The sequence below is a fragment of the Bacillus sp. FSL M8-0049 genome (assembly GCF_038593355.1).
Lineage (GTDB): Bacteria > Bacillota > Bacilli > Bacillales > Bacillaceae > Bacillus > Bacillus safensis.
Genome location: NZ_CP151986.1, coordinates 147,097 through 169,865, shown reverse-complemented (window position 1 = coordinate 169,865; position 22,769 = coordinate 147,097). Strand labels below are relative to the sequence as shown.

The following is a 22,769-nucleotide window of genomic DNA, read 5'->3' as shown; positions in this document are numbered from 1 at the left end:
TCTAGTTTTCAAAGAACAATCCTGTCTCGCTAGAGACATGTTTTGAAGGAATGATCCTTCAAAACTAAACAAGACGAAAACGTACGCTGCTCCATATATCCTTAGAAAGGAGGTGATCCAGCCGCACCTTCCGATACGGCTACCTTGTTACGACTTCACCCCAATCATCTGCCCCACCTTCGGCGGCTGGCTCCATAAAGGTTACCTCACCGACTTCGGGTGTTGCAAACTCTCGTGGTGTGACGGGCGGTGTGTACAAGGCCCGGGAACGTATTCACCGCGGCATGCTGATCCGCGATTACTAGCGATTCCAGCTTCACGCAGTCGAGTTGCAGACTGCGATCCGAACTGAGAACAGATTTATGGGATTGGCTAAACCTTGCGGTCTTGCAGCCCTTTGTTCTGTCCATTGTAGCACGTGTGTAGCCCAGGTCATAAGGGGCATGATGATTTGACGTCATCCCCACCTTCCTCCGGTTTGTCACCGGCAGTCACCTTAGAGTGCCCAACTGAATGCTGGCAACTAAGATCAAGGGTTGCGCTCGTTGCGGGACTTAACCCAACATCTCACGACACGAGCTGACGACAACCATGCACCACCTGTCACTCTGTCCCCGAAGGGAAAGCCCTATCTCTAGGGTTGTCAGAGGATGTCAAGACCTGGTAAGGTTCTTCGCGTTGCTTCGAATTAAACCACATGCTCCACCGCTTGTGCGGGCCCCCGTCAATTCCTTTGAGTTTCAGTCTTGCGACCGTACTCCCCAGGCGGAGTGCTTAATGCGTTAGCTGCAGCACTAAGGGGCGGAAACCCCCTAACACTTAGCACTCATCGTTTACGGCGTGGACTACCAGGGTATCTAATCCTGTTCGCTCCCCACGCTTTCGCTCCTCAGCGTCAGTTACAGACCAGAGAGTCGCCTTCGCCACTGGTGTTCCTCCACATCTCTACGCATTTCACCGCTACACGTGGAATTCCACTCTCCTCTTCTGCACTCAAGTTTCCCAGTTTCCAATGACCCTCCCCGGTTGAGCCGGGGGCTTTCACATCAGACTTAAGAAACCGCCTGCGAGCCCTTTACGCCCAATAATTCCGGACAACGCTTGCCACCTACGTATTACCGCGGCTGCTGGCACGTAGTTAGCCGTGGCTTTCTGGTTAGGTACCGTCAAGGTGCGAGCAGTTACTCTCGCACTTGTTCTTCCCTAACAACAGAGCTTTACGATCCGAAAACCTTCATCACTCACGCGGCGTTGCTCCGTCAGACTTTCGTCCATTGCGGAAGATTCCCTACTGCTGCCTCCCGTAGGAGTCTGGGCCGTGTCTCAGTCCCAGTGTGGCCGATCACCCTCTCAGGTCGGCTACGCATCGTCGCCTTGGTGAGCCATTACCCCACCAACTAGCTAATGCGCCGCGGGTCCATCTGTAAGTGACAGCCGAAACCGTCTTTCATCCTTGAACCATGCGGTTCAAGGAACTATCCGGTATTAGCTCCGGTTTCCCGGAGTTATCCCAGTCTTACAGGCAGGTTACCCACGTGTTACTCACCCGTCCGCCGCTAACATCCGGGAGCAAGCTCCCTTCTGTCCGCTCGACTTGCATGTATTAGGCACGCCGCCAGCGTTCGTCCTGAGCCAGGATCAAACTCTCCGAAAAAATACAAAACCGAAGTTTTGCTTTTCGCCAGTTTGACTGACTACCTATGAAATTTCATAGGATTTTTTTATAAAAACTCGAATTAACAGGTACGTTTTGTCTTGTTTAGTTTTCAAAGATCATCTCCGCCGTTCTTAGCGGCTTTAATAATATAACATTTCGCTTCATCTTATGTCAACAACTTTTTTCAAGTTTATTTCCCGAAGCGTTTTGTGTTTGTCACTGTGTGTCAGCGACGATTAATAATATATCACGAAAACATTCTCTCGGTCAACGCCTTTTCGAAACTTTTTTTGAAATAGTTTTATTAAGCATCTTAAACCCTTGTTCTGCATACAATCAAGTAACAATCTTGGACAAGGCAGGAGTGTTTGAATTGAGTCGATTATATGTGTTGCCTATTAAACGGCTGAAGCAAGTTGTCATTATTCTTGTAGCAGCCCTTGCAGCCGCAACCTTTTTTTATGTACAAAAGGCACCGCCGCTGTCGGTATTTAAAACTGAACATGGACCCCGAGCCATTTATAAAGGAGAGACTTCATCAAAACATGTCTCTCTCACTTTTAATATTGGCTGGGGGGATGAGAAGGCTGTTCCTATTTTAAATGTCCTTCGAGAGTACGGTATAAAGAACGCCACTTTCTTTCTGTCTGCTTCTTGGGCTGAGCGTCATCCTGATATCGTGAAACAAATTAGGGAGGACGGCCATCAAATTGGAAGCCTCGGCTATGCTTATAAAAATTATAGCCAGCTTGAAGATAGTGAAATCAAGCAAGATCTTGTCCGTGCACAAAATACATTTCAAAAGCTTGGACTAGATGACATTCAACTATTAAGACCGCCAACTGGACAGTTTAACGAAACAGCACTGAAAATTGCCACACAGTACGGTTATACCGTTGTTCATTACAGCATCAATTCACAGGATTGGCTGAATCCGGGTGTCGACCAAATTGTTCAAAATGTAAATGATCGAATGAAAAGCGGAGACATTGTTCTCCTTCACGCCTCAGATTCAGCAACCCAAACCGCTCAAGCCTTACCCGCTATTTTGAAACAAATAAAAGAAAAGCATTTAAAAAATGTGACAGTTGGCGAACTGATCTCCAACACGAAAACAAAGTCATCAGAAGTTAAGTAGCTTTCGCTTTTGAAAACCGCGGCATCGCTAACAGCTGAAACGCATTACAGCCTAATAGCGGGAACAGCATTAAATACAGCCAGTCCTCTTCATTGACTCTGAGCGCCGGGAACCATTCTAACGACGTGATGACGACCATGAGAAACATTGCAGAAACAAATGTTTTCTTAGAGGACTGCTGCTGTTTAAAATAAGCCACGATCAATGCAAACACACCGATAAAAACAGGCAGCCACAAGTATGGAAGAAATGAATCATTCTCCCCGAAAAACAAAAATCGCAAGTAAGCTAAATCAAACAGCACAAAAATCACAAGAAACAGCTGAATGGTATTCCATAAAGAATGTGACCGGAAAATCTCTAACGCAAACCGGTGCACCGTCAAGAAGACAACAAACCCCATCTGGCTAATGACACTAAAGATCATCCCTACACCAATGAACCAAAACAACACAGATGCGATCTCTAGAATTTCAAACGATATAAAAAGCTTCTGATATTTCCCCCACTCCAGCGCAAAGCCTACCACGCTTGTAATGACCGCTCCAACAGCTAGCACAGAGAAGAAAAAACGAACTAAATCCCGACTTTTCATTGAATTGATCCAACCCCTATTTTTGTTATGTATAAATTTACGTGAAACATTCATATTAAAAGTAAGACATGTAACGAAAGGAGCCACAGTATGTCAAAAGGCATCTTGCGTATAATGAGCTGTTTTCTTCTTTTATCTCTAACAGCTTGTGCTCCCAAAACCCAATCCTCATCTAATATGGACTATGACGAAACAAAAAAAATGGTCGTCGATATATTAAAGACAGATGACGGTAAAAAGGCCATTCAACAGTTATTAAATGACGAGGCAATGAATGAAGCTTTGGTAATGGATGAACAAACTGTGAAAAAAACGATAGAGAAAACACTGACTTCTGATAAAGGCAAAGAGTTCTGGAAGAAGGTCTTTGAGGATTCTAAATTTGCCGAGACTTTCGCAAAATCCATGCAGCAACAGCATGAAAGAATGTTAAAACAATTAATGAAGGATCCTGACTATCAACAGCTGATGATGGATATTCTCAAGGATCCTGAGATGGAAAAGAAATACGGTGAACTGGTAAAAAGCAAAGAGTTTAGAAAACACTTAGAAAAAGTCATTACGGAAACATTAAGCAGCCCTCTTTATAAGAAGAAATTCGAAGATGAGCTCAAAAAGGCAGCATCCGAAAGCAGCAGTGAATCCGGATCACAAGGAAGCGACAGTTAAACATCACCCGAGTGGCATTCATCCACTCGGGCTTTCATTATGCTTTCACTGCTAATTGTTCAATGACTTTATTCGCAATGTGTTGATACACTTCTCCTGTCGGATGACTTGCATCATAGACAGAAGGCGCAAAATCGTCCTCATTCCAATCAGGCTGTCTTAAAGGAATTTGGCCAAGGACTGATACACGCAGCTCTTCAGCCAGCTTGTCCCCGCCGCCTTTTCCAAAGACGTATTCCTTTTCACCTGTTTTTTTGCTTTCATAATAGCTCATATTCTCAACGACCCCGAGCACCTCATGATCTGTTTGCAGTGCCATTGCGCCTGCTCTTGCTGCAACGAAGGCAGCTGTCGGATGCGGTGTAGTGACAATGATTTCTTTACAGCTAGGCAGCATTGTATGAATATCAAGCGCCACATCTCCCGTTCCAGGCGGAAGGTCTAATAGTAAGTAATCTAATTCTCCCCACTCAACTTCATGGAAGAAGTTATTTAACATTTTTCCAAGCATCGGTCCTCTCCAAATAACCGGTGCATTTTCTTCAACAAAAAAGCCCATTGAAATCACTTTGACACCAAAGCGCTCCACAGGAATAATTTTTTCCCCTTTAACTGTTGGTCTGACAGTGATTCCCATCATATCCGGTACACTAAAGCCATAAATATCAGCATCAATCAGCCCGACTTTTTTCCCTAGACGAGCCAGCGCTACAGCAAGGTTAACAGAAACAGTCGATTTACCAACGCCGCCCTTTCCACTCGCAATCGCTAAGAACTCAGGCGGATTTTTAGAGTTAAGCAGGGTTTCTTCCTCATCTTGTGATGGCATAAACTTTTCAAGTGTTTCCTGAGGCAGTTCCTCAAAACGAAGTCCTACTGTGTTAGCGCCTGCTGCTTTCAAAGCTTGTACGATGTCTTGCTGCAGCTTCATCTGCTCAGCAGTGCCTGTTTTGGCAATAGCCACCTTTAGGCTCACATGCTCTTTCTCAGGCTTTAGGCTGATTTCCTTGATGGCATCCAGCTCACCAAGCGGTATATGAAGGAAAGGTTCGTCCATCTTCCCAACTAATTTTCTCACATCATCTTGTCCGATCATAGCAGAACCTCACCCTTTATTGAATTCGTTTACAATCCAAGTATATCATACATATCCTTACAATGTCTGTCCTGTTTGCCTGCGATCAAAAGGAAAAAGCCCCTTATTCAGGCGGCTCTTTTTGCTCTGTTAAATATCTTAAAATCCCTTTATAAATAGAGGCAGCAATTTGATCCTGATATTTAGGTGTTGCCAGCTGGCCAGCCTCTTTCGGGTTGGAGAGAAATCCAATTTCCACAAGAGCTCCTGGCTTTGTGACATTTTGCATTAAATAAATGCCGTTGATCCGCTTCGCCTTTCGATCTGTGTTTTCAAGATTTCTGCGTAATTCATCTTGAATAAACTTCGCTGCCTTTTCATTCTCTTCATACTTTCCATAAAAAAACGTCTGCGCCCCGCTCCATTTGTTTGATGGTATCGCATTTAAATGAATGCTTAAATAGAGGTCTGCTTCAGACTCATTGATGACTTTTACGCGGTTCCTTAAATCCTCCGCTTTCTTTCGGGCATATCCCCTTGTATTCTTTGATGATAAATCAGAATCATCCTCTCGGGTCATGAGAACAAGCGCGCCCTGCTCCTGCAAATAGTCCCGTATCTTCATGGAAACATCCAGTGCAATCTCTTTCTCAAGCAGCTCTCCTCCTACAGCCCCGCCATCTGGACCGCCATGACCCGGATCTAAATAGATGATCTTCCCGCTTAGAGGCAAATTCCACGATTTCCACGAATCATCATTTAGAAATTGAAACCTGAATAAGAATAAGAGGACAATAAACCCAATTAAAAACCCTGTCCACTTCAGCTTTCTTTTCATCCCTGTCCCTCCCATACACCATTATTTTATAGATATGGGACAAGGGCTGGAAATATGCTTAGTGCAGCCGAAGCTTGTGTCTTTTTTCTGATTCACGAAAGCCTTCCTGCCACCACATGCTTAAAAAATCTTTCGCAAATGGATATAAACATGACATCTTCCGCTCCATACGGAACATATTCCCCCACGATTGCAACCACCCTGCGAGCTCTTCAATCAGCTCAGCTTCCTCCTGGGAGGATCGCTTCTTGATATCGTCAAACGACTCGCCGTATTTACTCGACTCACCGTATCTTCCGCCTGCTAAGAAAGCTTCAATGGCGAAATCGATGCAGCCATCACTCATAATACCCGCTGGATCATCTGCAAATGGAAACAGCTTCTTTGTGAATTTCTCGGAAGCAGCCGTTACTTGTTGAAGAGACAATGTACGCAAAAGCTTCTTTTCAAGCGTGACATCTCGTTTTGTTTTCAGTTGATAAAATGAAAGCACTTCTGCCATGGACTGAACTCCTTTTTTCTTTGTATTGTTCGTTGGTTTGAACAAAACATGCAGTTCAGTAAATGGAAATGACGGCCTGTGAACGATCGAAATGGAAAATTGTGATAAAATAGACATTTACATATAGAAAGAATGATAAAGGGGCAAAATCAATGCAGAAATGGATGTATATCCTGCTGCTATTAACAGTCGTCCTATCTGCATGCAGCAGTCAAGCCACAGAGAAAAAGAGCGATATGAAAGGAATAGCAGACATATCCTTAAAACAACTTTCAACACACAAAAACACGTATCTCGGTGACAATTCAGCCATTCGTGAAATCTTATCAGATCTTCCTGGAGGCGTCATTCGTGAATTTGAAATCATCGATGGGAAAGCATTAGACGTCACGTATGGGATAAAAGAAAATGCCGGCTATACAGAAGAACAGTTTGACGCCTTCTGGTTTGATCAAAAGGATACGATCGAAAAAACGTATTTATACAACGCCATCGCACTTTTTATTCTTGTCGATAACGTAGAGCAAGTGACACTTAACATGAGCTCGAAAGACGAGCCGTCCGTCACGTTTAAAAGAAAACAGATAGAAAAAAAACTCCCTCATCCTTTTAAAAAGTACAAAGACGATACAACACTTTGGCAAAAGGAACTGGTTGATGGAGTTGTGAAGTCAAAAGAGAAACGCCAAGATGTATACAAAACGTTTCCCATGGAGAAATAATAAAACAGAGGGAGACTCCCCTCTGTTTTTTTGATGATTATTTAGTAAAAGCCTGAATCAATCGTTGGCGAAAGTTTTGATCCACTGCTGTAGTAAGCATAAATTCGTTGAATACTTCCCCAATCCAGTGAGAATTGTTCGCTTTCAGATCATTGATAAAAAGAGAAATGGATATAGAGGATGTATCTGTTCTTCGATATAAAGCACCTGTGAAAACGAACAATGTTGCTCCGCCTTTATACCAAAGATATTGATCTGTTTCCTTTTTCAATGTTTCTCCCAGTACGATTTGGCTAAAAAGACTCTTTTCTTCTATTGTTAACAGCTCATCCTGGAGACGTTTCATAAAATGTGCATATTGATTGGTTGTAGACTTTGTCAACTTTTGCGTCAGTAATGATTGAATATGAAAGCTTAATAAGTCATTTTTCATCATTTTTTCTTCTAACACCTTTTTATGCTCTGGGTCATTTTTCATGATATTAAAAATCTCACTCATTAGAGATTTATATTGCTCATGAGATACACCGCTCATTTGCTTTAATGCATCCTGCTCATGATCAGATACATAAGCGGGCCACAACAACTTTGGCGTCAGCGGCATGAGTTCATCATGTTCTATAAGACCAGCTTCTTTCATCCGATCATTGATCTTTTCTAAGCCCAGCCGGTCAATCAAATAATCCGTACAAGCATTCGAACTGAATTGCATCATCCCTTTGGCAACATCTAATAAAGTCGCATGCTCAGAAAAATTATTGACCTCCAGCCAGTACTTGTGTGAACCACCGTCTGTTCCATCAATATAATACCGTTCTATATCAGACAATGCCACTTTTTCCTCTAGCTTGATGCCACTGCTGGATACAGCTTTAACAAAATGAAATAAAACCACTAATTTCACCGTACTTGCAAGTGGCGTTTTTTGATCAGCATTCCACTCTAACACCACATCTTCATTTTCAATGATTGTCACTGATACTTCCTTTTTGTTCTTTGTTACAAATGTCAAAAGGTCTTCCATCGCTTCCTTTAAACCGATTTTCTGCAACATGTTTCTCCTTTCCAAATAACAGAGGATTTACATGTTTAATATAACAAATATTTCAAATAAAGGCACAAAAAAGCAGAGGTTCGTGAATCCTCCGCTTCTTGATGTCCTTATTCATGGGGCAGATGTAGCTTCATTCCTTCATGCGTGGCTTCAAACCCTAATTTCTCATAAAAATGGCGTGCTTCTGGCCTCTGTTTGTCTGTTGTCAGCTGGACCATATGACATCCGCGGTCGCTTGCGCGTTGAATGGCCCACTTTATAAGCAGCGAGCCGACTCCTTTTCCTCTATGGGTCGAAGCCGTCCGAACTCCTTCGATGGATGCTCTCCATCCTCCTTGATGTGTAAGAAATGGCGTCATGGTTAACTGAAGAACACCAACTACTTCTTCCTGGTCACACGCAACAATGAGTTCAATATTTGGATCAGCATCGATTGAATGAAAGGCTTTGATATAGCTTTCTAATAACGGGCGAGTGTAACGCTCTCTCTTTTGACCTAACTTATCATCTGAAAGCATGAAAATGATCCTGTCGAGATCTTCTTGCACGGCTTCTCTAAATGTCAATTGATTTAGATTCAATGAAAGCACCTCCTAGGATGGATGGAAATTGTCTTCACTTGCCAAAATACCAATTGAGAGCGTTCTTATATAAGATTTGATCAGCTTCATTTTCATCAAACAGCTGTCATCCACCACATAACTCAGCGAGTGTACTCTTGGTTTCCTCGAAATGTGCATCAAAGATCCTCATGGCCATGCCCCTCTTCTGCTTATTCGAAAGAGAAGGGATATTTGGAATGATAAAAAATTATTTATCTTAATAAGTTTACTGGAGTTCATAGAAATAAGAAAAATAAAAAAGCACCGATAAAGCTGATGCTTTTGTTACTGTTTGTCTGAAAAACATTCATAAAATTAATTAATGCTGAGCTTAAACTGAGAATTTTATTATGTACACTTGAAAAATCAAAAGCTTCAATACATTAATTTTAAAAAATCAGATGAATACGATATATGATGAGTTTTTAAAAATAGTATCATTTGAACCTAAACGATGGATGTAGCTTAATAAAATTTATTTTCTAGAAACAAACTAATTATTAAGCTAAGATAATTTTTTGGGCTAGTTCATTTAAAAAATCCTCTTGTGGTCTGTTTGTCCTTTCAAATGAATTTTCTTTCATTTTAGACAAAATAGAAATAAAATCTTCATCCTGCATCGGTAATATTAAGTTTTTGTTATCTGCATAATAGTCGGCGCATCTCTGAAAAAGTACTTCCTTGTTACGACTAGTACGGAATACCAAAAAACCAACCTTTCCACGATTTGGTGAAAACCTTCCGTTTAATTGATCCAGTTCAGGATTAGCAACGTCCTTCGTATAGTTTTTACACTCTACAAAAATGTATGCTGAAGGAATATCTTTAACAGTTTGCAAATTAAAAAAGAACCCTTCTTCAGCAGCATTGTTATAGGATAGATCTATTCTCTTTCTACCTTGATTTATCTCTTTTTCCTTTACTGGATTTGTAAGACTTGGATAAAAAAGAAAATTCATACAAGCAATAATGTGTTCATGAAATTTGTTTGCCTCCGTTGTTCCAGGGCGGATATCAGAAAAGCCCTGAATGAGATTTCTAATTATATCCAAGTAATATTCATCGCTATAATCCTCAAGTATATCTTCATTTGATAATGATGATAAATTGTTCTTCGCAGTTGCCTTAAATGAATCGAAATAATCGGGGTGTCTTTTAGTGAATGTTCTTAAAAAGCTCTTACTATAAGCATTATGCTTTTTAGCAACATCTTCTTTGACAATAGATTTCTTAATTTCTCCACTCTTTAACTTTTTTCTTTTAACTAAGCTTGTGTTTAATCGTAACTCTTCACTTACTAAAAAATTTAAAACAAAATGACGTGCATACTTCTCAGAGTCATAAAAAAAACCTTTTTTTCTACACACAATAGACTTAGGCACTAGAAGTATTGGCTTATCATTTATAACAAGCATTTCTTCATAGCTTGATTTCCATTCTAAATTTTCTGAGTCCCAGTACTCTCTAGTCGCAATTTCTTTCTCCAACTTTATTCCATATAACTCACACTGGCTTTTAGTATACTGGATAAGATGTTTTCGGATTACATTTGTGCATAGATCAGATATTTTGTCATGAGAAATATTCTCAACAAATATTTTTATTTCATTAACACTAGAAATCAAACCATCGTTAAGTGCGTTACTATCTAGAATATGTTGATATAGTTTAGTAGCATCTTCATCTCCAATACTTTTTCCTTGCACCCCTTTCTTGGATAACCCTAGACACGTTTCAGAGGGCTCTGTAAATCTAAAATTATTTCGCACTTCGTCAACTCTGCCATTTTTAAACTGCGCTAAGGTATATTGAAAAAAATTCTCAAGAGTAGCATTTGCTTGTTGAGACCATCTGTCATTTCTAATAGATAGAAAATATGGATCTAAAAAAAGTGGCATATCATTTTCAAAATCAATATCTACAAAATCTAATTCATTTTGTTTTCTTTTCAGATTAAAGTATTCACTTATTTTCATCTATTATACCCCTAAACTAATTAATGATTTTTTCAAAGCTACAAGCCATTTATTAAATTTCTTATAGTAGGAGCGTCCTTTCTATTATCTTCAGTTGTCCATGCAACTGTACTGTTAGTTTCCTTTAAACGTTTTATAAACTCCTCAACTACCCTCGGCTCACTGTCTGTATAAACATAGAGCTTTCGCAATGTTTTATCTTGTGGTGTGCCAATTGTTAAACGTCTTGTTCCAATGAGTATCACCTTATCATTCTCATCAATACCTAATTCACCAATTACACCTTTGTTAGCTCTAATCGTTGCTATTTTCTCATCTTTAGGAATTGAATTAGGGATCTTATCATTAAGCTGCTTAAGAAATAATTCGAAGTTAAAAATAGTACCCTTCTTTTGTAGATCTAGCTCAGAAATGATATCCTCTTTTTCTTTCTTCTTTATCCAAACTTCAAAATTCCCCTTCGAATGATTTCCATATGTTTTAAGTTTGATAATTTTGTTAGTGCGTCTCATATGTATGTAAAGTTCATCTCTTCTGGCTTTATCCTCTTCCGACAGAAACATCATAAAAACAAATCTACCATTATTAATATTGATCTCAAAAGCAGTCATTTTATCTTCTGATTCTATCCCTTCCAAATAAACTCCGAGAAGGTTAGTAAAATTAAATTTAGTTTCCAACCTTATTACCAACTCCTTATTTTTTTATACTTTATTGAATAAATCATCTAATTTTCATATTACATTATTTTACACCCATGAACACAATCTGTCCATTTTAATCTAAGGTATTTTTTCACACTTAATATAACTTAATCTAATTCAAATTAAGAAAATTTCATTTGATTAGCTAAATGCTAAATAGTTCATTTCCCATAGTTATAGATTTTCAAATTTCAATTCTTACACCATTTTTATTTAACAATGTTAGAGAATTTTTATAATTAATTCTTCACATACAATTTGAGATTCTGATAAAAGGTAAAGGTAGAGAACATCCATAAAAATCCTATAATATAATTAGCACAAAAAAAGCACCAGCAGGATGCTGATGCTTTTCATATATGGTTTGTCTGTAACAAACCTTTGTAAAACGTCCATACAATATAAAATTGATTAACGTTTTGAGAACTGAGGTGCGCGACGTGCGCCTTTAAGACCGTATTTCTTACGCTCTTTCATACGAGGGTCACGAGTAAGAAGTCCAGCACGTTTAAGTGATGTACGGTACTCAGGATCTACTTCTAGAAGAGCACGAGAGATACCGTGACGAATTGCTCCAGCTTGACCAGAGAATCCACCACCGTGAACATTTACAAGAACATCGTAGCTGTTAGCTGTTTCTGTGATGTTCAAAGGCTGTTTCACGTCTTCGATTAAAGCAGCGAATGGAATGTATTCAGTAATTTCACGATTATTAACGACGATACGGCCTTCACCTGGAACTAAGCGAACGCGCGCTACAGAACTTTTACGACGACCTGTACCGTAATATTGAACCTGTGCCAAATTGTTAACCTCCCTTATAATTAACCGCGAAGTTCGTAAACTTCAGGTTGTTGTGCTTGATGTGGATGCTCAGAACCACGGTACACATTTAATTTTTTGAACATTTGACGACCTAGTGGACCCTTTGGAAGCATACCTTTGATAGCAAGCTCCAGCATTTTCTCAGGGTAGTTTGTACGCATCTCAAGAGCAGTTCTTTGTTTCAAACCGCCTGGGTGCATCGTGTGACGGTAGTAAATTTTGTCCGTCAATTTCTTACCTGTTAATTCAATTTTCTCAGCATTGATGATGATGACGTGATCACCTGTATCAACGTGTGGTGTATAAGTTGGTTTGTGCTTACCGCGCAAAAGTGATGCTACTTCAGTAGAAAGACGACCTAGAGTCTTGCCTGCCGCATCAACAACTAGCCATTTGCGCTCAATTGTGCTTGCGTTCGCCATTGGTGTTGTACGCATGAGTTTCCCTCCTAAATAAATCAATGAATTTTCCTTGAATCAAATGCTACGTTCTATTTCAAAACACAAGATAAGTCTTCCGGGGCTTATTTGTGGGGTTGAAATACATACCATATGATATCTTATAACTTTCTGCTTCCTGTGTCAAGAACATGTTACACCTGGTTTAGTTGTCATAGAAAACTTCCCATAAATACAGTCCGTGACTAGGCGCAGTCTTGCCTGCCGCTTCGCGATTTCGGGCGGCAAGCATAGCTTTTATCTCCTCAGGGTGAAATTTACCAGAACCGATTTCAAGCAACGTTCCAGCGATAATCCGCACCATGTTGTATAAAAAGCCATTCCCTCTCACACGCATTTCAAGCCCGTCTGAGACGTTTTTCCACTCAAGGGCATAAATAACCCTCACCTTGTCCTGAACCTCCGTATTGGCCGCACAGAAGCTTGTAAAGTCATGCGTCCCAATCAGGTGCTCAGCGGCTTCTCTCATTTTATCGATATCCAGCCGGTAAGGATAGTGGCAGGCATACTGTCTCGTGAACACATTTTGGTGTGTTTCCGTTGAGACCTTATAACGGTACTCCTTCGAAACAACACCAAATCTGGCATGAAACGAGTCATCGACCTCCTCAGCCTTTAGAACACGGATATCATCCGGCAGCAAGCTGTTAAGGGCAAAAGGCCATCTCTCCATCGGGATCGAGAGCGGGGTGTCAAAATGGATGACCTGTCCCTTTGCATGGACACCGCTGTCCGTCCGGCCGGAAGCCACAATCGGAATCAGTTCATCCTGTTTGTGCATTCTTGCAAGGGCTGACTCTATCTCCGTCTGAACGGTTCGCTGCCCTGGCTGCACCTGATAGCCTTTAAAATGTGTCCCATCGTAGGATACGGTACATTTGACCTTCATCTAGGAATCACCTAATTTCTAAGCAGCACAAGGAGTGCTGTTAACAAGATGAATAAAAGCAGCGTGAACGTGTCCTTCATGCCCCAGACAAGCTGACGGTACTTCGTCCGTCCTTCTCCCCCGCGGTAGCCTCTCGCTTCCATCGCGGTCGCCAGTTCTTCTGCACGCTTAAACGCACTGACGAAAAGCGGAACAAGCAAAGGAACGATGGCTTTCATGCGATCCTTTAAAGGCCCGCTTGTAAAATCAACACCTCGTGCCATTTGTGCCTTCATGATTTTATCCGTCTCTTCTAATAACGTCGGAATAAACCGAAGAGAGATGGACATCATGAGAGCAAGCTCATGAACAGGCAGTTTGATTTTACGGAATGGGTGCAGAAGCTTCTCCATCCCGTCTGTCACTTCTATAGGCGTTGTGGTTAACGTAAGAAGTGTCGTCATCATAATGAGATAGACAAAACGGAGTGAAATGAATATTCCTTGCTTTAAACCTTCTTCATAAATATTCAGAAAACCAAAGTGGAATAGCAAGGCGCCATCCTTTGTCATGAAAATATGCAGAATAAAGGTAAACAGGACAATCCATAGGATCGGCTTCATTCCCTTGAGAATAAAGTATAGCGGCACCTGAGAAACCATCACCACAAGGATGGTAAAGACACCTAAAAGCCCGTAAGTGATGTAATTATTAGCAAAAAAAACAATAAAGACAAAAAAGAAAATTGATAACAGCTTTGTCCTTGGATCAAGACGATGGACAAAGGATGAACCTGGCACATATTTGCCGATAATCATACTATCCATCATGATGTCGTGTCCTCCTGATAAAGAGCTGTTAAGGCTTCTGCCATTTCATCCATGGTCAGAAGCGGCCTTGGAAACGTAATACCAAGCTTTTCTTCTACAGTCTGCTGGAATTTAATCGTTTCTGGGAGGTCGAGACCAAACGAAGACATGTCTGTACGATTGGCAAACAACTCTCTCGGCGTGCCTGTCGCCTTCACTGTCCCTTTATGCATCACAATCATTTGATCCGCATAATGAGCGGCATCTTCCATACTGTGTGTGACCAGAATCGTGGTGAGGTTTGCCTTTTGATGAAGGTCATAGAACATGTCCATGATTTCCTTCCGCCCGCGTGGATCCAGCCCAGCAGTCGGCTCATCAAGCACAAGCACCTCTGGCTCCATCGCTAAAACGCCTGCAATCGCCACACGTCTCATTTGACCGCCGCTTAGTTCAAAGGGAGATCGAGATAATAGGGACTCAGGAAGACCAACCAGTTTCAGCATCTCCTTCGCCTTCGCTTCTGCCTTCTCTTGAGGAACGCCGAAGTTCATCGGGCCAAAGCAGATATCCTTGAGGATGGTTTCCTCAAAGAGCTGATGCTCAGGAAACTGAAACACGATGCCTACCTTTTTCCGGAGGGGTTTCATATCCTTCTGCTTTTTATTGGCTTGTAAAACTGTCTTTCCAAGCGCAATGCTCCCCTTCGTTGGTTTGAGCAATCCATTTAAATGCTGCAGCAATGTAGACTTACCAGAGCCCGTATGACCAATGACAGCGACATAGCTGCCCTCTTTGATGGAAGCATTGACATCATACAAAGCGAGACGCTCAAACGGCGTTTTCATTTGATAACGATGCTCTAATTCTTTGATCGTAATGTCCATAGCTCTTTCACCAATCCTTCTTGTGTCAAATGGGCATTTGCAAGCGGCACACCTTGCTGCTTCAATTGCTTGCTCAATCGATAGGAAAATGGCAGATCAAGTCCAATCTGAACCAGCTGTTCATCTAGTTCAAATACTTCCTCTGGCGTTCCCTCGGCAAATTTCTTCCCGCCATTCATCACAATGACGCGGTCTGCTTTGGCAGCCTCGTCTAAATCATGTGTGATGGAAATGACTGTGACCGTTCCTTGTTCCTTCAGTAGTCTAACAGTCTCTAACACTTCTTCACGGCCAATCGGATCAAGCATTGATGTTGCTTCATCCAAGATCATGATGTCAGGGCTTGCGGCAAGCACACCTGCAATGGCGACTCTCTGCTTCTGCCCGCCTGATAGATGGTGCGGCTCTTGATCAAGAAACTCCTGCATATTGACCTGTTTGACAGCCCAATCTACACGTTCTATCATCAATTCCCGCTCAACCCCGTTATTTTCTAAACCAAAAGCCACATCATCACGAACTGTTGAGCCCACAAATTGGTTATCTGGGTTTTGAAAGACCATTCCGACCTTTTGGCGAATATCCCAAACACTTTCTTCTTTGAGCTCAATCTCTCCAACCTTGACCGTACCAGCATCCGGTAAAATGAGCCCATTCAGCACACGGGCAAGTGTGGATTTACCTGAACCGTTATGACCAACAATGGCGAGCCATTCATTTTGATTCACATGCAGTGACACTTGATCTAAAGCGGGCTTGTCCGCATCCTTGTGATAACGAAATACAATGTCCTTTACGTCAATTAATGTCTTCCCCATCTCTACCGGACCTCCTCTCAGCTCAACCTCTTCTTTGCTTATTCCTAAAAAAGCCGTAGTACCTAAAAAAGGGCATAGATCCAGTTATGAACTGTCCCGCCCTTTCTTAGATACACGATATGTGATTAAACTAATTCAATGACAGCCATTGGTGCGCCATCGCCGCGACGAGGTCCAAGCTTCATGATACGAGTGTATCCACCTTGGCGATCTTCGTAGCGAGTTGCAACGTCAGCGAATAATTTTTGAAGTGCATCTTGGTTTGTTTCAGCGTTAGCTACTTCATTACGAATGTAAGCTGCAGCTTGACGGCGAGCATGAAGATCTCCGCGTTTGCCAAGAGTGATCATTTTTTCAACTACAGAGCGAAGTTCTTTCGCACGTGTTTCAGTTGTTTCGATGCGTTCGTTGATGATCAAATCAGTCGTTAGGTCACGAAGCATTGCTTTACGTTGTGCACTAGTGCGTCCTAGCTTTCTGTATGCCATGTGATGTCCCCTCCTTAATTAGAGATGCTGTATGAATAAAAAACACACGAAAATCCTAGTTCACAATGAAACTAGTCAATCGTCTTTACGAAGACCCAGTCCAAGTTCTTCTAGTTTCGCTTTCACTTCTTCAAGAGATTTACGTCCAAGGTTACGAACTTTCATCATATCCTCTTCTGTCTTGTTAGCAAGCTCTTGAACAGTGTTAATACCCGCACGCTTCAAACAGTTGTAAGAACGAACAGAAAGATCAAGCTCTTCAATTGTCATTTCAAGCACTTTTTCTTTTTGGTCTTCTTCTTTCTCAACCATGATTTCAGCATGCTGAGCTTCGTCAGTTAACCCAACGAAAATATTCAGGTGTTCAGTTAAAATCTTAGAACCTAGAGCGATCGCTTCTTTCGGTCCTGTGCTTCCATCAGTCCATACATCTAGTGTTAATTTATCATAGTTTGTGATTTGCCCAACACGGGTGTTCTCCACTTGATAAGTCACACGAGATACAGGTGTATAGATTGAGTCGATCGGAATCACACCGATTGGCTGATCGTCTCTTTTGTTTGCATCAGCAGGATTATACCCGCGACCTCTTTGTGCAGTTAAGCGAACACGGAAGCTCGCATTCTTGCCAAGAGTTGCGATGTGAAGATCTGGATTTAAGATTTCAATATCGCTGTCGTGTGTAATATCAGCAGCTGTTACAGTACCTTCATCTTGTACATCAATTTCAAGCGTCTTCTCTTCTTCAGAGTAGATTTTGAGTGCAAGCTTTTTAATGTTTAAGATAATCGTTGTAACATCTTCAACCACGCCTTCGATCGTTGAGAATTCGTGTAAGACACCATCTATCTGGATCGATGTTACAGCTGCACCAGGAAGTGAGGATAAAAGGATACGACGAAGGGAGTTCCCTAAAGTGGTACCATATCCACGCTCAAGTGGCTCTACGACAAACTTGCCATACTTGGCATCGTCGCTGATTTCAACCGTTTCGATTTTTGGTTTTTCAATTTCGATCATCTAATAAAACCCTCCTTCAAAACGTCGAAACCTCGAATAGAATCATATGAGATTCCATCCGAAATTCCTCATTGTTTAGTCCCGTATGTGCTCAGGCAACGAGTCGTGTATTCGTCTCATAAATAACTGTATCATAACCCATTATTGACAGGGACACAAAATCTATACAAACAAATTACACGCGGCGACGTTTTGGTGGACGGCATCCGTTATGAGGAACTGGAGTTACGTCTCTAATTGCAGTAACTTCAAGACCTGCAGCTTGAAGTGCACGAATTGCAGCTTCACGACCAGAACCAGGACCTTTAACAGTTACTTCAAGTGTTTTAAGACCATGTTCGATAGAACCTTTAGCAGCAGTTTCAGCAGCCATTTGTGCAGCGAAAGGAGTAGATTTACGAGAACCTCTGAATCCTAATGCACCAGCACTTGACCAAGAAATTGCGTTTCCATGAACATCAGTAATCGTTACAATCGTGTTGTTGAAAGTGGAACGGATATGAGCGATTCCAGCTTCAATATTCTTTTTCACGCGACGTTTACGCGTATTTTGTTTACGAGCAGCAGCCATTCTTTAACTACCTCCTTTACTTATTTTTTCTTGTTAGCTACAGTACGACGCGGACCTTTACGAGTACGCGCGTTGTTTTTTGTGTTTTGTCCACGAACAGGAAGTCCTCTACGATGACGGATTCCGCGGTAGCTTCCGATTTCAATAAGACGCTTAATGTTAAGTGAAACTTCACGACGAAGGTCACCTTCTACTTTAAGTTTGTCAATGATATCACGGATTTTACCAAGTTCGTCTTCAGTTAGATCGCGAACGCGAGTGTCTTCAGAAACACCTGCTTCTTTAAGGACTTGTTGCGCAGTCGTACGACCAATTCCAAAAACATATGTTAAAGAAATGACAACACGCTTATCACGTGGAATATCTACACCAGCAATACGAGCCATGATTTGGGCACCTCCTTGTTATTAGCCTTGTTTTTGTTTATGTTTTGGGTTTTCACAGATCACCATTACTTTTCCTTTTCTGCGAATCACTTTACATTTTTCACAGATAGGTTTAACAGATGGTCTCACTTTCATGTGTTTCCAACCTCCTTCTTCCGGAGTTGCTTTATTTGTAACGGTACGTAATTCTACCACGAGTTAAGTCATATGGAGATAATTCTACCGTAACTTTGTCTCCAGGTAAAATGCGAATGAAGTGCATACGGATTTTTCCTGATACATGAGCCAAAACTGTATGACCATTCTCTAGTTCAACTTTGAACATTGCGTTTGGCAAAGTTTCTGCTACAGTACCTTCCACTTCAATTACATCGTCTTTCGCCATTCAAGTGTTCTCCCTTCTTCAAATCAGTAACTTGCTCTCTGACAAATGTCCAAATGAGAATCTCTCAATTGTCCATCTATCACCCGACCTGTTTTGAATATACTGTTCTGAACTTCCGGAGATACGCAATCATAAAAGGTTATATGATTGATATTTTTTCTTAGGAGAATGAAATTTACGCTTTTCTCCGTCTGCGATTAGTACATGGCAGCCAACGAAAATGCCGCTGACACCTGTATACTGATCTTGTTCTTTCTTTGGACTATACAGACAACCTGCCCGATTTGGGCCTGAAAGGCTTCAGTGAAGACCTAAATCTTAGTCAGTATATCAAAACCTGTATCTGTAATCGCAATCGTATGCTCAAAATGAGCACACTTTTTCCCATCAACCGTTACAACCGTCCAGTTATCAGCCAATGTTTTCACATATCGGCTGCCTGCGTTCACCATCGGTTCGATGGCCAACACCATCCCAGGTTTTAGCCGCGGGCCTTTGTTGGGCGGACCATAATGAGGAATTTGAGGGTCCTCATGAAGATCCTGTCCGACCCCATGTCCAACATATTCTCTAACAACTGAAAAATTTTCATTTTCAACATACGTTTGTATGGCATGGGAAATGTTCGACAGACGTTCGCCTGGCTTTGCTTCCTGTAAGCCTTTATATAGAGATTCCTCTGTGACTTCCAGTAGTTTGCGGTCTTCATCACTGATTACCCCAACTGGATAAGTCCAAGCAGAGTCACCATGATAGCCATTTAACTTTGCGCCAATATCGATACTAATGATGTCACCATCACGTAAAACCCGTTTACCAGGAATACCGTGAACGAGTTCTTCATTCACCGAAACGCAAATGCTCCCGCGAAAACCATTATACCCTTTAAAAGATGGGATTGCACCCTGCTTTGTAATAAAACGTTCGGCAATTTGATCCAATTCTTTTGTCGAAATACCTGGTTTTATATGTTTCTTCAGCTCTTCATGAGTCAGTGCGACAATACGTCCAGCTTCTCTCATAATCTCAAGCTCGCGAGGAGTTTTACAGATAATCATTTATTTAATCCTCCAAGCAGGTCCTTGATATCTGCATACACATCGTTAATGTGCTTCGCACCATCAATGTTTACAAGATATCCTTTTTCTGAATAGAAGTTCAGTAAAGGTTCAGTCTGCTTTAAGTTTACTTCAAGTCTAGTCGATACGGTTTCTGCATTATCATCTGCACGTTGATAAAGCTCGCCCCCACACTTGTCGCAAACATTTTCTTTCGCAGGTGGATTGAATACTAAATGATATGTTGCTCCGCAATTTTTGCAAATTCTTCGGCCAGTCAGACGCTCCATCAAAGCATCTTTATCGACTTTAATATTAATGACATAATCAATCGTTCTGCCAAGGTCCTTTAGAATTTCTTCTAAAGCTTCAGCCTGAGCGACTGTTCGCGGAAATCCGTCCAGAAGAAAACCTTGTTCACAATCATTTTTGCCAAGTCTTTCTCTAACAATACCGATTGTGACCTCATCAGGAACAAGCTCTCCTTTATCGATAAAGGATTTTGCTTCGAGCCCAAGTTGTGTCTCCTCTTTCATAGCAGCGCGGAACATATCTCCTGTTGAGATATGAGGGATCCCATAATCATCAACAATTCGTTCTGCCTGAGTGCCTTTACCAGCACCCGGAAGCCCCATTAAGACTAAGTTCATTTCGGATTTCCCCTTCCTTACTTAGAGAGGTTGGGCAGCTGCCCAGCCCTCTGTTTTATTTCATAAATCCACGGTAATTTCGTTTCACTAATTGGCTTTCAAGCTGTTTCATTGTTTCAAGTGCAACACCTACAACAATGAGAAGACTTGTGCCGCCAATTTGTGCAGCGGAAGGTAATCCAGCGAATTGAATGAAAAAGATAGGAAGTATTGAAATCACGGCTAAGAAAATGGCGCCCACAAACGTGAGTCGGTACAAAATGCTCGTAATTCTATCTTGAGTCATTTTCCCTGGACGAACTCCCGGGATATAGCCACCCTGCTTTTGCAGATTTTCAGCCATTTGTTCAGGATTGACTTGGACAAAGGCATAAAAATATGTGAAAGCAACAATCAGTGCTACATAAATCGTCATACCGATTGGCTTAGTATAGTCAAAGTTGTTGGTTATCCAAGTTGTCACATTATTGGTTCCGAAGAACGATGCGATCGTCTGCGGAGTAATAATGAAAGAAACGGCAAAGATGACTGGAATCACCCCTGCTGGATTCACTTTTAATGGAAGGTGCGTTGCTTGACTAGCAGACATTTGTGCACGGCCAGTTCCCTTTGAATATTGAATTGCAATCTTTCTCACTGCCATTTGAATGTAAATAACACCGATAACAATGACAAGAATGGCAATGACAATAAGGGCAATTTTAAGGATTTGCATGAACAGCTGTCCATCTCCACCTACAAATTGTTGAGCGTACACTTGTTTTAATGTTTGAGGGATACCAGCGATGATACCGGCAAAGATAATAATCGAAATACCGTTACCAACACCGTGAGCAGTAATCTGCTCACCCAGCCACATTAAAAATGCTGTTCCCGCAGTGAGTACGACCGCAATTAAGAGATACGTTGAAACACCAGGGTTTTCAATCAGCATGCCTCCTGCCATATTGTTAAATCCATATGACATTCCTAGCGCCTGGATAAATCCTAGAACAATTGTAAAATACCTTGTGAATTGTGCTAATTTTCGGCGGCCAACCTCTCCTTGCTTTGACCACTCAGTAAACTTCGGAACAACATCCATCTGCAAGAGCTGAATGATGATCGAAGCAGTGATATACGGCATAATCCCCATTGCAAGAATGGAGAATTGGAAAAGTGCCCCGCCCCCAAACGTGTTGAGGATTCCGAAAACACTCATTTGATCCTGTGCCTGGAGAACTTCGGCGTTCACATTAGGCACAGGGATGAAAGCACCTATACGAAAGACGACTAACATTAAAAGTGTGAATATAATCTTATTCCGTATATCTTTCACGCGCATAAAATTGGAGATTGTCTTAAACAAGTTAGATCACCTCGGCTGTACCGCCAGCAGCTTCAATCGCTTCTTTCGCAGAAGCAGAGAATTTATTGGCTTTTACAGTTAATTTTTTTTCTAATTTACCGTTGCCAAGAATTTTTACTCCTGCTTTTAACTTGCTTATTGCACCAGTCTCTAGAAGAAGTTCAGGAGTTACTTCCGTTCCTTCGTCAAAACTGTTTAATCTGTCTAAGTTGATTACCGCGTAATCTTTACGGTTAATGTTTGTAAAACCACGTTTTGGAAGGCGTTGGAATAAAGGCATCTGACCACCTTCGAAACCAGGGCGTACACCGCCGCCAGAACGAGCGTTTTGACCTTTATGACCTTTACCAGAAGTTTTACCGTTACCTGATCCAATACCACGACCAACACGGTTGCGTACTTTACGTGAACCTTCTGAAGGCTTCAATTCATGAAGTTTCATTTGGGCACCTCCTTATCGATTAAAAATGTTTTATTGTTCTTTAACAGAAACTAAATGAGACACCTTGTTAATCATGCCGCGGATCGCTGCATTGTCTTCATGTACGACTGTTTGGTTTGTTTTCTTAAGACCAAGAGTACGAACAGTGACACGCTGATCTTCAGGGCGACCGATTACACTGCGTTTGAGGGTAATTTCTAATTTATTTGCCATTATTGTTCCCT

At 41.5% G+C, this 22,769-nt stretch carries 28 protein-coding genes, 1 rRNA gene and 1 pseudogene; 3 read left to right on the top strand and 27 right to left on the bottom strand.

Going from position 1 to position 22,769, the window contains the following annotated elements:
* Window positions 1-105 precede the first annotated feature (105 nt).
* Window positions 106-1,654: ribosomal RNA gene (locus NSU13_RS00970) — 16S ribosomal RNA — on the bottom strand.
* A 376-nt stretch (window positions 1,655-2,030) separates the two neighbouring features.
* On the opposite strand from NSU13_RS00970, the gene pdaB reads away from it, so the two are divergent.
* Complete coding sequence (gene pdaB, locus NSU13_RS00965; protein WP_024425619.1) at window positions 2,031-2,795, top strand: polysaccharide deacetylase family sporulation protein PdaB; 765 nt, start codon at window positions 2,031-2,033, stop codon at window positions 2,793-2,795.
* Here pdaB and NSU13_RS00960 read toward each other — a convergent pair.
* On the bottom strand, window positions 2,788-3,390 hold the full coding sequence (locus NSU13_RS00960) for a KinB-signaling pathway activation protein (RefSeq protein WP_034283864.1): 603 nt from the start codon (window positions 3,388-3,390) through the stop codon (window positions 2,788-2,790). The two genes, pdaB and NSU13_RS00960, sit on opposite strands and share 8 nt — an antisense overlap.
* 90 nt (window positions 3,391-3,480) lie before the next feature.
* On the opposite strand from NSU13_RS00960, the gene gerD reads away from it, so the two are divergent.
* Window positions 3,481-4,059 carry a spore germination lipoprotein GerD gene (gerD, locus tag NSU13_RS00955; RefSeq protein WP_065215438.1) on the top strand — a complete coding sequence of 193 codons (579 nt, stop codon included), beginning with the start codon at window positions 3,481-3,483 and terminating at the stop codon, window positions 4,057-4,059.
* Between the two features lie 37 nt (window positions 4,060-4,096).
* Here the strand turns inward: gerD and NSU13_RS00950 are convergent, their stop codons facing one another.
* From NSU13_RS00950 to NSU13_RS00940, 3 genes are all read right to left on the bottom strand, one after another.
* Window positions 4,097-5,155 (bottom strand): Mrp/NBP35 family ATP-binding protein, encoded by a 1,059-nt coding sequence (locus NSU13_RS00950; protein WP_024425873.1) that lies wholly within the window; start codon window positions 5,153-5,155, stop codon window positions 4,097-4,099.
* Window positions 5,156-5,258: 103 nt separating this feature from the next.
* Window positions 5,259-5,972, bottom strand: coding sequence for an N-acetylmuramoyl-L-alanine amidase CwlD (cwlD, locus tag NSU13_RS00945; RefSeq protein ID WP_034283867.1), 714 nt, complete (start codon window positions 5,970-5,972; stop codon window positions 5,259-5,261).
* A gap of 58 nt (window positions 5,973-6,030) precedes the next feature.
* Complete coding sequence (locus tag NSU13_RS00940) at window positions 6,031-6,474, bottom strand: DUF2521 family protein (RefSeq protein ID WP_211044115.1); 444 nt, start codon at window positions 6,472-6,474, stop codon at window positions 6,031-6,033.
* A gap of 152 nt (window positions 6,475-6,626) precedes the next feature.
* On the opposite strand from NSU13_RS00940, the gene NSU13_RS00935 reads away from it, so the two are divergent.
* On the top strand, window positions 6,627-7,196 hold the full coding sequence (locus tag NSU13_RS00935; RefSeq protein ID WP_342489753.1) for a DUF4825 domain-containing protein: 570 nt from the start codon (window positions 6,627-6,629) through the stop codon (window positions 7,194-7,196).
* Window positions 7,197-7,233: 37 nt separating this feature from the next.
* Here NSU13_RS00935 and NSU13_RS00930 read toward each other — a convergent pair whose 3' ends face one another.
* The 22 genes and pseudogenes from NSU13_RS00930 to rpmD form a co-directional block, all read right to left on the bottom strand.
* Window positions 7,234-8,250, bottom strand: a complete 1,017-nt coding sequence (locus NSU13_RS00930; protein WP_342489752.1) for a serine hydrolase — start codon at window positions 8,248-8,250, stop codon at window positions 7,234-7,236.
* Between the two features lie 107 nt (window positions 8,251-8,357).
* Window positions 8,358-8,831, bottom strand: coding sequence for a GNAT family N-acetyltransferase (locus NSU13_RS00925; RefSeq protein WP_142946775.1), 474 nt, complete (start codon window positions 8,829-8,831; stop codon window positions 8,358-8,360).
* A gap of 521 nt (window positions 8,832-9,352) precedes the next feature.
* Complete coding sequence (locus tag NSU13_RS00920; RefSeq protein WP_211044113.1) at window positions 9,353-10,828, bottom strand: hypothetical protein; 1,476 nt, start codon at window positions 10,826-10,828, stop codon at window positions 9,353-9,355.
* A 38-nt stretch (window positions 10,829-10,866) separates the two neighbouring features.
* Complete coding sequence (locus NSU13_RS00915) at window positions 10,867-11,508, bottom strand: hypothetical protein (RefSeq protein WP_211044112.1); 642 nt, start codon at window positions 11,506-11,508, stop codon at window positions 10,867-10,869.
* A 435-nt stretch (window positions 11,509-11,943) separates the two neighbouring features.
* On the bottom strand, window positions 11,944-12,336 hold the full coding sequence (rpsI, locus tag NSU13_RS00910) for a 30S ribosomal protein S9 (RefSeq protein ID WP_039175996.1): 393 nt from the start codon (window positions 12,334-12,336) through the stop codon (window positions 11,944-11,946).
* A gap of 20 nt (window positions 12,337-12,356) precedes the next feature.
* Window positions 12,357-12,794 (bottom strand): 50S ribosomal protein L13, encoded by a 438-nt coding sequence (gene rplM, locus NSU13_RS00905; protein WP_003217042.1) that lies wholly within the window; start codon window positions 12,792-12,794, stop codon window positions 12,357-12,359.
* Window positions 12,795-12,960: 166 nt separating this feature from the next.
* Complete coding sequence (gene truA / locus NSU13_RS00900; RefSeq protein WP_034283879.1) at window positions 12,961-13,704, bottom strand: tRNA pseudouridine(38-40) synthase TruA; 744 nt, start codon at window positions 13,702-13,704, stop codon at window positions 12,961-12,963.
* Between the two features lie 11 nt (window positions 13,705-13,715).
* Complete coding sequence (locus NSU13_RS00895; protein WP_034283880.1) at window positions 13,716-14,513, bottom strand: energy-coupling factor transporter transmembrane protein EcfT; 798 nt, start codon at window positions 14,511-14,513, stop codon at window positions 13,716-13,718.
* Window positions 14,510-15,379 carry an energy-coupling factor ABC transporter ATP-binding protein gene (locus NSU13_RS00890; protein ID WP_046314386.1) on the bottom strand — a complete coding sequence of 290 codons (870 nt, stop codon included), beginning with the start codon at window positions 15,377-15,379 and terminating at the stop codon, window positions 14,510-14,512. The genes NSU13_RS00895 and NSU13_RS00890 overlap by 4 nt, the downstream gene beginning before the upstream one ends.
* Entirely contained in the window at window positions 15,355-16,197 is an 843-nt protein-coding gene (locus tag NSU13_RS00885; RefSeq protein ID WP_046314383.1) for an energy-coupling factor ABC transporter ATP-binding protein, read from the bottom strand. The genes NSU13_RS00890 and NSU13_RS00885 overlap by 25 nt, the downstream gene beginning before the upstream one ends.
* Before the next feature lie 125 nt (window positions 16,198-16,322).
* Window positions 16,323-16,685, bottom strand: a complete 363-nt coding sequence (gene rplQ / locus NSU13_RS00880; RefSeq protein ID WP_003216944.1) for a 50S ribosomal protein L17 — start codon at window positions 16,683-16,685, stop codon at window positions 16,323-16,325.
* A gap of 75 nt (window positions 16,686-16,760) precedes the next feature.
* Window positions 16,761-17,705: a DNA-directed RNA polymerase subunit alpha gene (locus tag NSU13_RS00875; protein WP_003217009.1), complete on the bottom strand. Its 945-nt coding sequence runs from the start codon at window positions 17,703-17,705 to the stop codon at window positions 16,761-16,763.
* A 175-nt stretch (window positions 17,706-17,880) separates the two neighbouring features.
* Entirely contained in the window at window positions 17,881-18,276 is a 396-nt protein-coding gene (gene rpsK, locus NSU13_RS00870; RefSeq protein WP_003217231.1) for a 30S ribosomal protein S11, read from the bottom strand.
* Between the two features lie 20 nt (window positions 18,277-18,296).
* Window positions 18,297-18,662, bottom strand: coding sequence for a 30S ribosomal protein S13 (rpsM, locus tag NSU13_RS00865; protein WP_003217023.1), 366 nt, complete (start codon window positions 18,660-18,662; stop codon window positions 18,297-18,299).
* Window positions 18,663-18,683: 21 nt separating this feature from the next.
* The gene (rpmJ, locus tag NSU13_RS00860) at window positions 18,684-18,797 is read right to left on the bottom strand and encodes a 50S ribosomal protein L36 (RefSeq protein WP_003156543.1); all 114 of its coding nucleotides are present in this window, start codon (window positions 18,795-18,797) and stop codon (window positions 18,684-18,686) included.
* Between the two features lie 31 nt (window positions 18,798-18,828).
* Entirely contained in the window at window positions 18,829-19,047 is a 219-nt protein-coding gene (gene infA, locus NSU13_RS00855) for a translation initiation factor IF-1 (protein ID WP_003217190.1), read from the bottom strand.
* Window positions 19,025-19,313: pseudogene (locus tag NSU13_RS00850) on the bottom strand (RNA-binding protein). Before NSU13_RS00850 ends, infA begins: the two are co-directional and overlap by 23 nt.
* Window positions 19,314-19,358: 45 nt before the next feature.
* Complete coding sequence (map, locus tag NSU13_RS00845) at window positions 19,359-20,105, bottom strand: type I methionyl aminopeptidase (protein WP_003217210.1); 747 nt, start codon at window positions 20,103-20,105, stop codon at window positions 19,359-19,361.
* Window positions 20,102-20,755 carry an adenylate kinase gene (locus NSU13_RS00840; RefSeq protein ID WP_034283883.1) on the bottom strand — a complete coding sequence of 218 codons (654 nt, stop codon included), beginning with the start codon at window positions 20,753-20,755 and terminating at the stop codon, window positions 20,102-20,104. Before NSU13_RS00840 ends, map begins: the two co-directional genes overlap by 4 nt.
* A 55-nt stretch (window positions 20,756-20,810) precedes the next feature.
* On the bottom strand, window positions 20,811-22,103 hold the full coding sequence (gene secY / locus NSU13_RS00835) for a preprotein translocase subunit SecY (protein WP_007496334.1): 1,293 nt from the start codon (window positions 22,101-22,103) through the stop codon (window positions 20,811-20,813).
* A 1-nt stretch (window position 22,104) separates the two neighbouring features.
* Entirely contained in the window at window positions 22,105-22,545 is a 441-nt protein-coding gene (gene rplO / locus NSU13_RS00830; RefSeq protein WP_003216888.1) for a 50S ribosomal protein L15, read from the bottom strand.
* Window positions 22,546-22,575: 30 nt separating this feature from the next.
* Window positions 22,576-22,758, bottom strand: coding sequence for a 50S ribosomal protein L30 (gene rpmD / locus NSU13_RS00825; protein WP_003217067.1), 183 nt, complete (start codon window positions 22,756-22,758; stop codon window positions 22,576-22,578).
* Between the last annotated feature and the right edge of the window lie 11 nt (window positions 22,759-22,769).